Source organism: Nannocystis pusilla (genome assembly GCF_026626665.1).
In the GTDB taxonomy this organism is placed as follows: domain Bacteria; phylum Myxococcota_A; class Polyangia; order Nannocystales; family Nannocystaceae; genus Nannocystis; species Nannocystis pusilla.
Genome location: NZ_JAPNKE010000002.1, coordinates 1,484,827 through 1,499,992, shown reverse-complemented (window position 1 = coordinate 1,499,992; position 15,166 = coordinate 1,484,827). Strand labels below are relative to the sequence as shown.

The 15,166-nt window shown below is 73.8% G+C and carries 15 protein-coding genes; 6 read left to right on the top strand and 9 right to left on the bottom strand.

Annotation, left to right across the window (positions count from 1 at the left end):
• The first annotated feature begins 39 nt into the window (after positions 1-39).
• From OV079_RS06670 to OV079_RS06655, 4 genes are all read left to right on the top strand, one after another.
• Positions 40-843 (top strand): TetR/AcrR family transcriptional regulator, encoded by an 804-nt coding sequence (locus tag OV079_RS06670; protein ID WP_267766901.1) that lies wholly within the window; start codon positions 40-42, stop codon positions 841-843.
• Positions 844-849: 6 nt separating this feature from the next.
• Entirely contained in the window at positions 850-1,938 is a 1,089-nt protein-coding gene (locus OV079_RS06665) for an aldo/keto reductase (protein ID WP_267766900.1), read from the top strand.
• 177 nt (positions 1,939-2,115) lie between these two features.
• Positions 2,116-2,616: a hypothetical protein gene (locus OV079_RS06660; protein ID WP_267766899.1), complete on the top strand. Its 501-nt coding sequence runs from the start codon at positions 2,116-2,118 to the stop codon at positions 2,614-2,616.
• A gap of 108 nt (positions 2,617-2,724) precedes the next feature.
• Complete coding sequence (locus OV079_RS06655) at positions 2,725-3,300, top strand: hypothetical protein (protein WP_267766898.1); 576 nt, start codon at positions 2,725-2,727, stop codon at positions 3,298-3,300.
• Between the two features lie 185 nt (positions 3,301-3,485).
• Here OV079_RS06655 and OV079_RS06650 read toward each other — a convergent pair whose 3' ends face one another.
• Both OV079_RS06650 and OV079_RS06645 read right to left on the bottom strand, forming a co-directional pair.
• On the bottom strand, positions 3,486-4,100 hold the full coding sequence (locus OV079_RS06650) for an RNA polymerase sigma factor (protein WP_267766897.1): 615 nt from the start codon (positions 4,098-4,100) through the stop codon (positions 3,486-3,488).
• Positions 4,101-4,181: 81 nt separating this feature from the next.
• Positions 4,182-4,895, bottom strand: a complete 714-nt coding sequence (locus tag OV079_RS06645; RefSeq protein ID WP_267766896.1) for a hypothetical protein — start codon at positions 4,893-4,895, stop codon at positions 4,182-4,184.
• A gap of 210 nt (positions 4,896-5,105) precedes the next feature.
• Between OV079_RS06645 and OV079_RS06640 the strand changes: the two genes are divergently transcribed.
• Together OV079_RS06640 and OV079_RS06635 are read left to right on the top strand one after the other, a co-directional pair.
• Positions 5,106-6,404, top strand: coding sequence for a serine/threonine-protein kinase (locus OV079_RS06640; RefSeq protein ID WP_267766895.1), 1,299 nt, complete (start codon positions 5,106-5,108; stop codon positions 6,402-6,404).
• On the top strand, positions 6,358-7,782 hold the full coding sequence (locus OV079_RS06635; protein WP_267766894.1) for a tetratricopeptide repeat protein: 1,425 nt from the start codon (positions 6,358-6,360) through the stop codon (positions 7,780-7,782). Before OV079_RS06640 ends, OV079_RS06635 begins: the two co-directional genes overlap by 47 nt.
• Positions 7,783-7,872: 90 nt before the next feature.
• Here OV079_RS06635 and OV079_RS06630 read toward each other — a convergent pair whose 3' ends face one another.
• The 7 genes from OV079_RS06630 to OV079_RS06600 all read right to left on the bottom strand — a co-directional run bounded on the left by OV079_RS06630 (position 7,873) and on the right by OV079_RS06600 (position 15,158).
• On the bottom strand, positions 7,873-9,117 hold the full coding sequence (locus OV079_RS06630; RefSeq protein WP_267766892.1) for a Mur ligase family protein: 1,245 nt from the start codon (positions 9,115-9,117) through the stop codon (positions 7,873-7,875).
• A 330-nt stretch (positions 9,118-9,447) separates the two neighbouring features.
• Positions 9,448-10,080: a phosphoribosylanthranilate isomerase gene (locus OV079_RS06625; protein ID WP_267766891.1), complete on the bottom strand. Its 633-nt coding sequence runs from the start codon at positions 10,078-10,080 to the stop codon at positions 9,448-9,450.
• 103 nt (positions 10,081-10,183) lie between these two features.
• Positions 10,184-10,990: an indole-3-glycerol phosphate synthase TrpC gene (locus OV079_RS06620; RefSeq protein WP_267701901.1), complete on the bottom strand. Its 807-nt coding sequence runs from the start codon at positions 10,988-10,990 to the stop codon at positions 10,184-10,186.
• 9 nt (positions 10,991-10,999) lie between these two features.
• Complete coding sequence (gene trpD, locus OV079_RS06615) at positions 11,000-12,067, bottom strand: anthranilate phosphoribosyltransferase (protein WP_267766890.1); 1,068 nt, start codon at positions 12,065-12,067, stop codon at positions 11,000-11,002.
• The gene (locus OV079_RS06610; RefSeq protein ID WP_420829507.1) at positions 12,064-12,666 is read right to left on the bottom strand and encodes an anthranilate synthase component II; all 603 of its coding nucleotides are present in this window, start codon (positions 12,664-12,666) and stop codon (positions 12,064-12,066) included. Before OV079_RS06610 ends, trpD begins: the two co-directional genes overlap by 4 nt.
• A 104-nt stretch (positions 12,667-12,770) precedes the next feature.
• Entirely contained in the window at positions 12,771-14,384 is a 1,614-nt protein-coding gene (locus OV079_RS06605) for an anthranilate synthase component I family protein (protein ID WP_267766889.1), read from the bottom strand.
• Between the two features lie 153 nt (positions 14,385-14,537).
• Positions 14,538-15,158 (bottom strand): hypothetical protein, encoded by a 621-nt coding sequence (locus OV079_RS06600; RefSeq protein WP_267766888.1) that lies wholly within the window; start codon positions 15,156-15,158, stop codon positions 14,538-14,540.
• Positions 15,159-15,166 lie beyond the last annotated feature (8 nt).

The window sequence follows — 15,166 nt, the reverse complement described above, 5'->3', positions numbered from 1 at the left end:
ATTTTGACAGCACAGTCAAGAACGCTTAGCTTTCCATGCATGCCCCGGCCACGCGAGTTCGACCGAGACGAGGCCATCGAGCGGGCCATGTCCGTGTTCTGGGAGCACGGCTACGACGGCACCTCGACCGAGCAGCTCCTGCAGGCCATGGGGATCGGGCGTCAGAGCATGTACGCCGCCTTCGGCGACAAGCACGGCCTCTACCTCGCCGCGCTGGAGCGCTACCAGGCGCGTCAGGGCGCCGACCTGCTGGAGCGGCTGCGGGCCGTCGCCTCGCCGCTGGGCGCCATCGAGGACATCCTGCTCGGCGTGGCCGGAGACACCGCCGAGGGCCGCGCGCGCGGCTGCTTCGGCATCCAGTCGATCATCGAGATGGCCCGGCGCGACCCCGAGGTCGTGACCCTGGCGCGCAGCGCCACTGCCCTGTGCGAGGCCGCCTTCGAGCGCATGGTCGCCGAGGCCAAGCGCCGCGGCGAGGTCGGCGCGCACGTCGACGAGCGCAGCGCCGGCCGCTTCCTCCTCTCCACCCTGCAGGGCCTGCGGGTCAGCGCCCGCACCGGCGCCGCCCCGAGGCTCTGCGGGCCGTCGCCGGCTTCGCCATCGCCGCTCTCCGGACCGCACCGCCCTCCATCAGTTCTTGACTCCATAGTCCATAACATCTCGCTCGTGACAGCCCGCGACGCACCGCATCAGCGGCCGTCGTCGACTGCATCGCCCACAACCCACCTGCTCGTGACGGCTCGCGACGCACCGCATCAGCGGCCGCCGTCGACTGCATCGTCCACAACCGTTCGTGACAGTCGGCGACGCACCGCCCGGGGCGGCCCTCGTCGACAGGAGTGATTCGTCATGTCTCTCGATCAGTACTACCTGCTCGGCCGCTCCGGCCTGCGCGTCAGCCCGTTCGCCCTCGGCACCTTGACCTTCGGCACCGACGGCCCGTACGGCGCCTGGGGCTCGAGCAAGCAGGCCGCGCGCGCCGTGTTCGATCGCTACGTCGCCGCCGGCGGCAACTTCATCGACACCGCCGACCTCTACACCCGCGGCACCAGCGAGTCGCTGCTCGGCGAGTTCATCGCCGACGGCCACCGCGATCGCCTCGTGCTCACCAGCAAGTACAGCTACAACCTCGCCGAGCGCGACCCCAACGCCGGCGGCAACGGGCGCAAGAACATGATCCGCGCCCTCGAGGCCTCGCTCAAGCGCCTGCGGACCGACTACCTCGATCTCTACTTGCTTCACACCTGGGACCGGATCACCCCCGCCGAGGAGGTCGTGCGCGCCTTCGACGACCTCGTGCGCGCCGGCAAGATCCGCTACGCCGGCCTGTCCGACGTCCCGGCCTGGTACGCCGCGCGAGCCCAGACCTACGCCGAGGCCCACGCCCTCGCGCCGATCGTCAACTTGCAGCTGCAGTACTCGCTGGTCGAGCGCGGCATCGAGGCCGAGTTCACCTCGCTCGCCACCAACCTCGGCATGGGCATCACCGCCTGGAGTCCGCTCGCCAGCGGCCTCCTGTCGGGCAAGTACCGCCCCAACAGCGACGGCGGCGGCGGCGGCCGGCTCGACACCGGCACCGGCAAGTCGCTCAGCCTGTTCACCGAGCGCAACTGGCAGATCGTCGGCGCGCTCGAGGCCGTCGCCGGCGAGCTCGGGCGCAGCATGGCCCAGGTCGCGCTGCAGTGGGTGCTCACGCGTCCGGGCGTCACTTCCGTGATCCTCGGCGCCACGCGGCCGGAGCAGCTCGAGGACAACCTCGGCGCGCTCGACCTCCAGATCCCGCCCGAGCTCCTGCGCCGTCTCGACGAGGCCAGCGCGCCGCCCGTCACCACCCCGTACGCCATGTTCGGCGACCGCTACCAGGCCGCAGTGCACGGCGCCGCAGTCAGCGATCGCCCGCCCGCCTTCGCCCCGCTCGTCCGCGTCAGCCTCGGCTGAATCATGCATGTCGGACGAAGTGGGCGGATCGCCGCGGAAGTCGATTTCCGCGGCGCACGGCCCTCGTCAGCGACCCGTGCGAGTCGCCCGACCACCACCAATCGCACCGCCTCGCGGCGCTTCCAATCGACGCGCGGATTCGTCGCGCCCCGCGGCGACGTGGTACCTCTCGTCGCCATGGGATTCTTCGACAAGGCCAAGCAGTTCCTCGGCGGCAAGAACATGGCGAGCGTCGCCATCACGGTCATCGAGCGTCAACCGGCGGAGACCGCCACCTTCCCGGTCACCGACTCCGTCCTCAAGGGCACCATGGTGATCACCGCGCAGCAGGAGTGCACCTTGCTGGCGACCAAGTACGAGGTGTGGCTGTACATCAAGAAGGACGACATCGACTCGCCGAACCTGGCCCGCGCCGAGAAGGATCCCGATCCGAACGTCAGCTACTCGGACAGCTGCCTCAAGATGCCTTGCGACCTCAAGCCCGGGCAGGTCATCACCCAGCCGTGGATGGTGAGCGAGGTCGACCTCGCCGGCATCCTCGCGCGCAACGGCTTCCCCGACCCGAACGCCGCCACCCGTGATCCGCGGGTGCGGCTCGTCGTCAAATGCATCGCCGACGTCAAGGGCTCGCCCTTCGATCCGAGCGCAGAGGTCACCGTCCGCCTCGCGCCGACCTGAATCGCGCGCGCCGGGAAAGCGGCCGTGCGCGCCCCTGCGCGCCGGCCCGTGGCACATTCGCCGGCACGATGAACATCGACCTCGCCAATCTTGTCCGTCGCCGCGCTCATGAGTCAGGGCGTCGCCACAGCCGGCTGCACGATCAACCTCGGCGGTCTCTCCGACACCAACATCGGCCCCGAGACGACCACGACCGAGAGCACCGCCGGCACCACGGACGACACGACCAGCACCGGCACGGCAGGCGAGACCACCGACGCCACCGGCACCGGCACCGACACCGGCACCAGCGCGCCGACGACCACCGAGGCCCCCACCAGCACGACCGAGGCCACCGCGGGCACCACCGAGGCCACCGCGAGCACCACCGGCGACGGCTTCGTCTGCAGCGACGGCACCGCGCTCGAGAACCCCGCGTGGGTCTGCGACGAGAACCCCGACTGTCCCGACGGCTCCGACGAGGTCAGCGGCTGCGGCCTCGAGGCCTTCACCTGCACCGACAAGAAGGAGATCCCCGCGACCTGGGCCTGCGACGAGGTCCCCGACTGCCTCGACAACTCGGACGAGGTCACCGGCTGCGGCCTCGAGGCCTTCGTCTGCACCAACGGCACCGAGATCCCGGCGACCTGGAAGTGCGACATGGCCGAGGACTGCCCCGACGGCGCCGACGAGGCCGACTGCTGAGATGACCGCAGGGACATGTGCCATCGCGCATGTTCTGCGGTACATGTTCGACGGTACAGGTCACCGGTGCGTCGACGAGCGGCGAGCGCGAGCCACGGGGCCGCGGCCGCGCCCGCCGCTCGGCCGCGGCCGCGAGATCGGCCCGCCGGCCTCGCCGGCCGATCGCGCCGACGTCGCCGCGCCGATCACGATCGACCGGGGCGCGCCACGTCGCGGATCGATCGCGCCCACGCCTCGAGCTCGCCGAGCGTGGCCTCGACGCCCGCGCCGGCGTCGCGCCGCAGGCGGGCCTCGAGCTGCTCGCGGGCGCGGCGGAGCATGCTCTTCGCGGTCCCCTGCGGCACCCCGAGCACGTTCGCCAGCTCTGCGGTCGTCAGGCCCTCCCAGTAGTGCAGCTCGAGCGCGACCTGCAGCTCGACGGGGATCGCCCGCAGGCCCCGCAGCAGCGCCGCCTGCTCCTTGCGACGCGCGAACGCTCCGCTCGGCGACGTGCCCAGATCGGCCACCGACACGCTGCCGAAGTCGAGCGCCTCGCGGGTGCGCCGGCGGGCGCCGAGGTAGTGGTACAGCTCGTTGCGCGCCACCGTGAACACGTAAGCGCGGAAGCTGGCCGCCTCGCGGATCGCCTGCCTGCTGCGGACCAGCGCGAGGAAGGTGCGCTGGATCAGATCGTCGACCTCGTCGTCGACCTTGTGGGCGAAGAAGCGGTGCAGCGCCTCGAAGTAGCGGCGCAGCAGCGCGTCGCCGGCCCGCACGTCGCCCGCGCGCCACGCCTCCAACAGCTCGATGTCGGCCTCCACTCGACGAACCTACCACTGCCTCGCGCCCCGCCGCTGGCAGGGCGCCCGACCTCCGAGCGCGCCCCCTCGCCGTCCGACCGCTCAGCGGTTCGGCGCGATTTTGCCGGGAGCGGGCGTCAGCGTGCCCCCGATCTTCGTCTTCGACGCGCTCGCGGTCTGGCGCGCCTTCACCAGCTTCGCCGGCTCGCCGCTCGCCTCCGCCCGCAGCGTGTACTGGTGCGCGTTCGTGCCCCACTTCTCGTTGTTGAGGTGGATCAGCGGGTACGTCCCCTCCATCCCGGTGAAGGTCTTCTTGAAGGACGTGGGCCCGTCCTTGTTGAGCCGCACCTGCTGATAGTGGACGTCGTCGCCGTTCTCGTCGACGAAGCAGATCTTCACGATCAGGTCGTTCTTCGCCTTGCCGTCGGTGCGGCGGAGGTCGATCTCGTAGCTGCCCGTGATCACCGGCTCGCCGACGAACTGCCGCTCGGTCGAGACCGCGCCCGTCTGCGTGCGGTCGTTGGGCAAGGCGCGCGGGCCGATGGTCCAGCTGCTCTCGCCGGCGTTCCACTCGCCATGGATCTGCTCGGCCCTGTCGGCATACGCGAGCACGTCCTCGATGCATTGATTGGCGGCGGCGAGGTCGTCGGTGTTGAGCTGCTTGCACACCAGCTTGGCCACCGGCGCGAAGAAAGTCTGCAGCTTGCCGGTCGCCTTGACCCATGTCGACTGGCAGCTGCTGGCCGCGTGCGAGGTGGCCGGGAGGGCGGCGAACACGGAGGCGGTGGCGACGACGACGAACATCTTGCGGAACATGACGGTGCTCTCTCTTTCAGGTCTCGGAGGGTGACGGGCGCTCGCGGCGGAGCGACGGCGTCGGTCGTCCCAGGAGAGTCGGCGCCCGCGAGTTCGGATCACGAAATCTGCACGCGCACCTCCGCTCGGCCCGCCGCGCGAGGATGCGCGGCGCCTCGCCGCCTCGACGCGGCCCGCGGGCATCGGGCACAGTCGAGTCGTTTTCTGCCGATGTCGCCGCCCGATCCATCGAGTCACTCGCAGCTCGCGGCCCGCTTCGACGCCGCCCGCGAGGGGCCGCCGCCCGTCGAGGCCGAGCGCATGCTCGCCGACCTCGGCGCGCGCCTGTTCGGCCTCACCGCCGCCCCGCCGCGCCTCGGTCGCTTCGTCATCGAGCGTCGCCTCGGCGCCGGCGGCATGGGCATCGTCTACGTCGCGCACGACGCCGAGCTCGAGCGCAAGGTCGCGGTCAAGCTGCTGCGCCTGCACGGGCCCGATCGCGACGGGCGCGGCGCAGCGCGGCTGCTCCGCGAGGCGCGAGCCCTGGCCCGCGTCGATCATCCGCACGTCGTCGCGGTCCACGAGGTCGGCGATCACGACGGCGCCGTGTTCCTCGCCATGGAGCTGATCGAGGGCGTCACGTTCGCCGAGTGGCAGCGCGGCCGCGGCTGGCGGGAGGTCGTCGAGGTCTATCTGCAGGCCGGCCGCGGCCTCGCGGCGGCCCACGCGGCCGGCGTCGTCCACCGCGACTTCAAGCCGACCAACGTGATCGTGGGCGCCGACGATCGCGGGCGGCCGCGGGCGCGCGTCGTCGACTTCGGCCTCGCGCGCGCCGGCGACGAGGACGGCGTCGACCTCGACGTCACCGACGCCGCTCCACCCACGGAGGGCACCACCCTCGACGAGGCGCCGAACGACCGCCTCACGGCCACCGGGACGCTGCTGGGGACGCCGGCCTACATGGCCCCGGAGCAGCTGGCGGGGCGCCGCGCCGACGCCCGCAGCGATCAATTCAGCTTCGCGCTCGCGCTGTACGAGGGGGTGTTCGGCCAGCGAGCGTTCGCTGGCGACGACCTCGACGACCTGCGCGCGGCCGTGCTGGCCGGGCGTCGGCGGCCGCTCGCGGGCGCCCGCAGCGGCCCGCGCTGGCTCCTCCGCGTCCTCGACCGTGCGCTGGCCCTCGCGCCGGCGCGCCGCTACCCGTCGATGCCGGCCCTGCTCGCGGAACTCGAGCGCGGGCTGTCGCGGCGCCGTCGCGTCGGCTTGACCTTCGGCGCGCTGGCGCTGGGGATCGGCGGCGCGTTCGCGGGCACCTGGGCCGCCAGCCCCTCGCTGTGCTCGCGCGGGGGCGACGTGATGGCGGAGGTCTGGCACGACGACGCGCGCCGCGGCCCGCGACGCCTTCGCCCAGGTCGATCGCCCGTACGCCGCCCACGCATGGGCCCAGGCCGAGGCCCGGCTCGCGGCCCACGTCGACGCGTGGGTGGCCGCCTACTCCGAGATCTGCGCCGCCACTCACGTCCGCGGTGAGCAGTCGAGCGAGGCCCTCGATCACCGCATGCGCTGCCTCGAGCGGCGGCGCGACGAGCTCGCCGCACTGCTCGCCGTGTTCGCCGACGCCGACGAGCGCACCGTGCTGCACGCGCTCGAGGCGAGCGAAGCGCTGACGCCGGCGGCCGCCTGTGTCGACCTCGACGCCGCCCGGGATGCGCACGGCGAGCCCGACGAGCCGCGCCTGCGCGAGCCGGTCGCCCGCCTCCGCGCCGACCTCGATCGCGCCCGCGCCCTGCGCCTGGCCGGCCACTACGACGACGCCCTGGCGCTCGCGCGCGTCGCCCACGACGAGGCCGTGCGCCTCGGCCATGTGCCCGCGCGCGCCGAGACCGGCCTGCTGCTCGGCTCGCTCCTCGGCCTGCGCGGCGGCGTCGACGAGGCGACCGCCGCCCTCGAGCAGGCCTTCCTCGACGGGCTCGCCGGCGACCAAGCCGAGGTCGCCGCGTGGGCGGCCATCTCGGCCGCGCACGTGGTCGGCTTCCTCGCCCACCGCGGCGCCGAAGGCCGGCGCTGGGGCGCGCTCGCCGAAGCCCTGCTCCCCCGCATCGACGGCGACCCGCGGGCCGCAGCCTCGCTCTACGCCAATCTCGGCAACATCGCCGTCGCCGAGGGCGCGCTCGACGAGGCCCGCGCCCGCTTCGAGGCCGCCCTCGACATCGCCGAGTCGAGCCTCGGCCGCGATCACGTGCTCGTCGCCAACACCGCCGCCAACCTCGCCGCGGTGCTGCGCCGCAGCGGCGACTACCCGGGAGCCCTCGCGCTCTACGCCCGCGTCCGCGAGACGCTCGCCGCCCGCCTCGGCACCAGCCACCCGGGCTTCGCCACCCTCGTCAACAACCACGGCGCGCTGCTGCAGGTCATGGGCGACCTCGAGGGCGCCGCCCGCAGCTACCGCGAGGTGCTCGCCCTCGCCGACGGCGCGCTGTCGCCGACCAGCCCGACCCTCGGCCACGCCCATAACAACCTCGCCGAGGTCCTGCTCGCGCGCGGCGACCCGGCCGCCGCCGTCCCCCACGTGCGCGCGGCGATCGACACCTGGTCGGCCGCGCACGGCCCGCGCCACCCGCTGGTCGGCCAGGCCCAGCTGGCGCTGGGTCGGCTGCACGTCGAGCTCGCCGAGCCCGACGCCGCCCTACAGGCGCTCCAGACGGCGCTCGAGCTCCTGCGGGACGCCGGGGCCGCGCCCGCCACGATCGCCGCGGCCCAGTTCGAACTGGCGCGGGCGCTCGCGCTGGCTCACCCCGACGACCTCGGCGAGGCGATCGCCGCCGCCCAGGCCGCCGCCGCCGCGCTCGACCCCGGCGAGACCCGCGACGCCGTGCTCGCGTGGCTGAGCCAGCGCGCGGGCCCGTGAGACATGTGTATGTCCCATGGAACATGCTCTCCAGGGCATGTTCTTTCCAGACTTCCCAAAAGACATGCCCTTTTCGACATGCCCTATCGATCACTCCGTGTCCGGCGCGCCGACGAGCCGCCGCACCTCGGCGACGTCGGAGAACGGCCGCGTCTGCCCGCGCGCCGTCTGCCCCTCCTCGTGCCCCTTGCCCGCGACCACCACCACGTCGCCGGCCTTGGCCGCCGCGATCGCCTCCGCGATCGCCTGCCCGCGGTCGAGCACGATCGACCAGCCCGCGCGGCCGCCCTGCAGCCCTTCCACCACTGCGGCCGCGATCGCCTCCGGCGCCTCGTCGCGCGGGTTGTCGCTCGTCACCAGGGCCACGTCGGCCAGCGCGCCGACGGCCGCGCCCATCGGCGCGCGCTTCTCCGGCGTCGCGTTGCCGCCCGCGCCGAACACCACGAACACCCGGCCCCGCGGCCCCGCGAGCCGCCGCGCCGTCGCGCACGTGTGCGTCAGCGCGTCGGGCGAGTGCGCATAGTCGACCGCGATCGTCGGCCGGCCGGATCCGTGGGCCAGCACTTCGAAGCGCCCCGGCACGATCGGGCACCCGGCGATCCCGCGCGCCACCGCCTCGCCCGACAGCCCGGCCGCGAGCCCCGCGAGCGCGGCCGCCAGCGCGTTCTCGGCGAACACCTCGCCCACCATCCTGGTGAAGAGCGCCCCGCCGAGCGCCTCCGCGGCCGGTGACGGGCGCAGCACCACCCGCGTCCCCGTCGCCTCGACCTCGATCGCCTCGGCCTCGAGATCCGCCGCGCGCAGCCGCGGCCCGCGACCCGGCGCCGCGAACCACCGCCGCTCCACGTCGGCGGGGATCGCCTGGTCGACGAACAGCGCGTGCTTGTCGGCCGCGTTGAGCACCGCCACGCGCCCGGGTCCCAGGTGCATGAACAGCTGGGCCTTGGCCGCCAGGTAGTGCTCCCAGCTGCCGTGCGTGCCGAAGTGATCGACCGACAGGTTGGTGAACACCCCGAGGTCGAACCGCCAGCTGCGCGCGTAGCCCTGCGCCAGCGCGTGGCTGGTCGTCTCGATCACCGCGTGCCTGGCCCCGCGCTCGTGCGCCCGCGCCAGAGTGGCCACGAAGTCGGTGAACCGCTTGCCGCGCGGCCACGCCTCGTCGTCGAACGCGACCCCGAGCGTCGACACCCGCAGCACCGACAGCCCGGCCGCTCGCACCGCCGCCGCCAGCATCCACGTCGTCGACGTCTTGCCGTTGGTGCCGGTGACGCCGAACGAGAACATCGACTCCGCCCACGGAGCCGCCGCCGGCACTGGCCGCGAGACGCTCGTCACCCGGCGAGCATAACCTGCCCCGCCGACGCTCGTCTCGCGCGCGACGCTGCGAGCGCGCACTGCGGTGGCTCCGCGGTCCACGCTCGCCGCAACCGCGCCCCGCTCCCGCCCGCGCCTCTCGTTCCGCTCGCCACGCTCTTCTGGCTCGCGCGAGCCCGTCCGCGAGCAGGTCCTCGCCTCGAACGCCCGCGCCCGCCCGCGGGCACCGGCGCCGGCGCCGTCACGGCCTCGCGCCGGCGCGCTGCGGCGAAAAGACATGCCCCTTCACACATGACCTTTCGCGCACGTCCTTTCGCACATGTCCCGGCGGACATGCCCACCCGAACATGCTCAATCAGGCAGGCCGCGACAGGCCGCCAGCAGCGCCACGATCGCCGCGCGGTCCTTCTCCCCGCGGCGCGCCCCGGGCAGCTCCGTCCCGCTGGCGACGTCGAGCCCCGCCGGGCGAACCTGCGCGATCGCCTCGGCCGCGTTGGCCGGCGTGATCCCGCCGGCCAGCCACACCTCGAGCCCCGCGAGCTGCTGCACCGCCGTCGCCGCCCACGCCCAGTCGGTCGTCTGGCCCGCCCCGCCGTAGCCGGGCACCGCCGCGTCGAGCAGCGCCCGGGCCGGCCGGGGCGTCGGCGGCAGCAGCTCGGCCAGGGCAGGCGTGCCGCGGACCACCCACAGATACGGCAGCCCGTAGCCCGTCACCTCTTCGGCCCCGACGATCTGCACGAGGTCGAGCGCCAGCGTCTCGGCCGCGCGGCGGACCTCCTCGGCCGACGGCTCGACGAACACCCCCACGCGCTCGAGCGAGCGCGGCGGGTCGACCGCGCGCAGCAGCGCCCCCGCCTCGGTCAGCGACAGCCCGCGTCGCGACCCGCTCCACAGGTTGATCCCCACTGCGTCGACCCCCAGCTCGACGCAGGCCGCCAGGTCCTCGGCGCGGGTCACCCCGCACACCTTGAGCTTCACCGCCATGCGGACCTGTCCTTCTCACCCTGTCCGGAAGAACATGCCCCCGAAGCCAGGCGCCACGCGACCCCGCCGTCGGTCGCCGGGGCACCGGATCTGGACGCCAGCCTCACAGCGCCATCACCAGGTCGCGCAGCGCCTCGCCCGGTTGGTCGGCCGTCATGAAGTAGCTGCCGATCAGCAGCGCGTCGGCCCCCGAGTCGCGCAGGCGGAGCGCGTCGTCGATCGTCCGGACCCCGCTCTCGGCCACGTACGTAAAGCTCTTGGGCACGTACTTGCGCAGCTTGGCCGCGCGGTCGGGGTCGAGCTCGAACGTCTGCAGGTCGCGCGAGTTGACCCCGATGAGCTTCGCCCCGGCTGCCATGGCGCGATCGATCTCCGCCTCGTCGCGGGTCTCGCACAGCACCTGCATCTCGAGCGTGTGGGAGAACTCGATCAGGTTGCGCAGCTGCGGCGCCGGCAGGGCCGCGACGATCAGCAGCACGCAGTCGGCCCCGACCCGCTTGGCCTCGACGATCTGCGTCTTCTCGAGGATGAAGTCCTTGGCCAGGAGCGGCAGCGCCACGCTCTGGCGCACGGTCCGGAGGTCTTCGAGCGAGCCCTGGAAGTGCCGGTCGCACAGCACGCTCATGCAGGTCGCGCCGCCGGCCGCGTAGAGCATCGCGATCTGGCGCGCATCGGCGCCTTCGCGCAGCACGCCGGCGCTGGGCGACGCGCGCTTGAACTCGGCGATGATCCCCGGGCGCGGGCCCTCGCGCAGCGCGCCGATGAAGTCGCGCGGGCGCGGCAGGCGGGCGCCGAGCTCGATCAGCTCGCGGTCGGTCAGCGCTCCCGAGCGGGTCGCCCGGGGGGCGGCGAGCTCGGCCCGCTTGGCGGCCAGGATCTTGTCGAGGTACGTGCTGCCTTTGTCGCTCATGTCCTGCCCTCAGGGTAGCGCAGCGCGGCTGGCGGCGACGAGCCGGTCGAGCACCGCCGCGGCCCGGCCGTCTTCGAGCGCGGCGCCGATCGCCCGCGCCTTGGCCGGCAGCGTCTCGATGCCGTCGTCGCCGGCCGCCAGCAGGGCCAGCGCCCCGCTGTACTGTACACTTGTACGGTAGGCCCCCGGCTCGCCGGCCAGGAGGGCCCGCAGCGCGCTCGCGTTGCCGGCCGCGTCGTCGCCGGCGATCGCCGCGATCGGCACCTCCGGCAGCTCGGCGTCGCCCGGGCGCAGCGTGTACGTGCGCAGCGCGCCGCGGTGCCACTCGGCCACCGTGCTCGGCCCCTCGGGGCTGAGGTCGTCGATCCCGGGCCGGTCCGCGCCGGCGAAGAAGCCGTGAACCACGAACACGCGCTCGCTGCCGAGGGCGCCCAGGGCCGCCGCCATCGCCTCGACCTTGCCCGGGTCGAACACGCCGATCACCTGCCGGCGCACCCCCGCCGGGTTGCACATCGGCCCGACCAGGTTGAACAGGGTGCGCAGCCCCAGCGCCTTGCGCGGGGCGGCCGCGTGGCGCATCGCCGGGTGCAGGCTGGGCGCGAACATGAAGCCGACGCCGACCTCGTCGACGCACTGGCCGACGCGCTCGGGCGGCGCGGTGATGTCGACCCCGAGCGCGGCCAGCACGTCGGCCGAGCCGCACGGGCTCGAGATCCCGCGGTTGCCGTGCTTGGCCACCCGCGCCCCGCAGGCCGCCGCCGCGATCGCCACCGCCGTCGACACGTTGCGCCGGGCCACCCCGCTGCCGCCGGTCCCGCAGGTGTCGATCGCCCCGCTCTCGCGCAGCGGCACCGGCACCACCGCCTCTCGCATCGCCCGCACCGCGCCCGCGATAACCGGCGCCGTCTCGCCGCGGATCGCCAGCGCCACCAGGAGCCCGCCGATCTGCGCCGGGTCGGCCGCGCCGGCCACGATCTCGCGGAAGATCGCCAGCGCCTCGCCCTCCTCGATCGCCTCGCCGCGGACCAGCCGGCCCAGCCCGCGCCGCAGCGCCTCGTCGGCTGTCCCTTCGGTCATGTCGTCACCGCCATGTTCGAAGAGACATGCATCTCGAGGAAGGTGCGCAGCATCGCGTGGCCGTGCTCGCTGAGCACCGACTCCGGGTGGAACTGGACCCCGTGCAGCGGCCGCGTCGCGTGGCGCACGCCCATCAGCTCGCCGGCGTCGGTGCGCGCGTTGGGGATCAGCGAGGCCGGCAGCGTGCTCTCGACCGCGATCAGGCTGTGGTAGCGCGTGGCCATGAACGGCGACGGCAGCCCGGCGAACACCCCGGTGGCGTCGTGCAGCATCGGCGACAGCTTGCCGTGCATGATGCGCCCGGCCCGCTCGACCCGCGCGCCCAGCACCTCGCACAGCGTCTGGTGGCCGAGGCACACCCCGAGCACCGGGATCGCCGGCGCGTCGGCCTCGGCCAGCCGGCGGCACAGGTCCTGGCACACCCCGCTGTCCGCCGGCGTACCTGGCCCCGGGGACAGGACGATGTGGCTCGGCGCGTCGGCCAGCACCTGCTCGAGCTTGACGGCGTCGTTGCGGTGGACGTCGACCACCGCGCCGAGCTGCAGCAGGTACTGCACCAGGTTGAAGGTGAACGAGTCGTAGTTGTCGATCACCAGCACGCGGCAGCCCGGCCGCGCCGCGCCGGCGGGCCGCAGGCGCTGGCCGCCCGGCAGCGGCGGGGCGGCCGCGTCGACGGCCGTGACCGCGGGGTTGTCGTTCGCGCTCACGCTGCACCTCCTTCGGCCGCCGCCGCGATCGCGCGCAGCACCGCGCTCGCCTTGACGTGGCACTCGTTGTCCTCGCCCTCCGGCGACGAGTCGTACACGACCCCCGCGCCGGCCTGGACCCGGAACTCGTCGCCCACAGCGACCAGCGAGCGGATGCAGATGGCGAAGTCGGCCCCGCCGTCGTAGCCGAGGTAGCCGACCGCGCCGCCGTACCAGCCGCGCGGGGCCGGCTCGAGCGCGTCGATGATCTGCAGCGCGCGGATCTTCGGCGCCCCGCTCAGCGTCCCGGCCGGGAACGTCGCGCGCAGGGCGTCGAGCGCCGTCAGCTCCGGCCGCAGCTCGCCCTGCACCTCGCTGACGATGTGCATCACCCGGCTGTAGCGCTCGATCGAGAACGACTCCGACACCCGCACGCTGCCGGCCACGCTGACGCGGCCGAGGTCGTTGCGCCCGAGGTCGACCAACATGAGGTGCTCGGCGCGCTCCTTCGGATCCGCCAACAGCTCGCTGGCCAGCGCCTCGTCCTCGACCGCATCGACGCCGCGCCGCCGCGTGCCCGCGATCGGCCGCACCGTCACGCGCAGGCCGGACTGCGGGGCCACCTCGCTGCTCGAGGCCCCCGTCACCGCCGGCGCCAGCGCGTCGCGGTCGCAGCGGACCAGCACCTCGGGCGACGCGCCCGTCAGCGCCGCCGCCGGCAGGTCGAACAGGTACATGTAGGGCGCCGGGTTGCCGACCCGCAGCATGCGATAGACGTCGAGCAGGTCGACCCCGTCGCGCCGGCTCACGAACCGCTGCGACAGCACGACCTGGAAGATGTCGCCGGCCATGATGTGCTCGCGCGCGGCCGCGATCGACGCCCGATACTTCTCGCGCGACCACGGCGCCGCCACCTCGGTCGCCGGCGGCGCGACGTCGGGCACGCGCCGCGGCCCCAGCACCGAGGGCCCGTGCAGCGCCCGCGCCACCGCGTCGACGCGGGCCCGCGCGGCCGCCTCCGCCGCCTCCGCCCCGCCCTCGCTCTCGGCGCACGCGGTCGCCAGCACGCGCACGCGGTTCGAGAAGTTGTCGAACACCACCAGCGTGTCGCTCGCCACCAGCTCGACCGCCGGCAGATCGCTCGACATGACCGAAAGGCCAGGTACGGCCGGGATCGGGTCGAACACCCGCGCCGCGTCGTGGCCCCACACGCCGACCAGGCCGCCCCAGAAGCGCGGCAGATCGGGCCGCGGAGGGCTCTCGTAGGCCCGCTGCAGCGCGGCGATCCCCGCCAGCCCGCGGCTCTTGTTCTCGACCCCGGGCGGCAACGAGAAGCCCGGCCCCGGGGTGATCGTCACGTCGAGGTCGTAGCCGTTCCACACCCCGCGCACGTGGGCCCGCGCGCCGACGCCGACCACGCTGTAGCGGGCCCACCGCTCGCCGGCCCCGCCCGCGCTCTCGAGCAGGAAGCTGACGCCGGGCAGGTCGGGCGGCCCCGAGCCGCCGCCGCGCGCGTAGGCCCGCAAGCGGGCGTAGACCTCGACGGGGGTGATGCCGTCGCACAGCAGCTCGCGCCACACCGGCACCAGCCGCGGCGACGCCGGCTCAATCAAAGGCGGGCCCGCGATCATGCCGTCAAGGATACACCGCGTCGGCCGACGCGATCGACGGCGCAGATCGAGCTCCGAGGTAGGACACGCGTCCGCCCCGGCGGGGACGCGCCGCGCGGCCGCGCATCGGAGCCTGTCCGATCGCGCAGCCGCCGAGGTCCGCCCGCGCCGACGCTAGCGGCGCCGGCGGCCCGCGCCGGAGTCGGTGTCGACCACCCGGACGTCGCCGAGCGTGTACCCCGCGGACACCGTCGTCGCGGTGTCGAAGCGGACGCTGCCCGACACCACCGCGGTGCCGGTGGCGTCGACGAAGGCGTAGTTGACGATCAGGCTGTTGTCGGTCGCCGTGCCGACGGCCTGATTCACGACGTAGCCGGCCTCGGCCTTGGCGCGGATGTCGACCTTGGCCACGTTGTCGACCACCTGGACCCGCGAGTTGTTGACCGCCTGCCGCCACACCCGCTCGAAGGTGTCGTCGGCCGGGTCGAGCAGGGTCACGGTGCCGGTGCTGGCCGTCGGATCGGTGATCTGGCGGGCCGTCTTGGTCACCGTCGCCGGCACGTCGGGGCTCGGGTTGCCGACCAGCTTGATGGTGAGGGCGCCGACGTTCGCGCCGCCGACGTTGAGGAAGGACATCTTGAACTTGGTCTGCTCCTCGGGATCGCTCGAGCTCTCGTCCTCCCACACGATCGTCGTCCCGGTCAGCGCGGTCGTGAACGACGCGTTCAGGTCGATGTCGAGGTTGGCCACGGGCCCCGCCGCGACCCCCGTCTTCAGGACCAGATCTCGCTTCATCTTCGGTG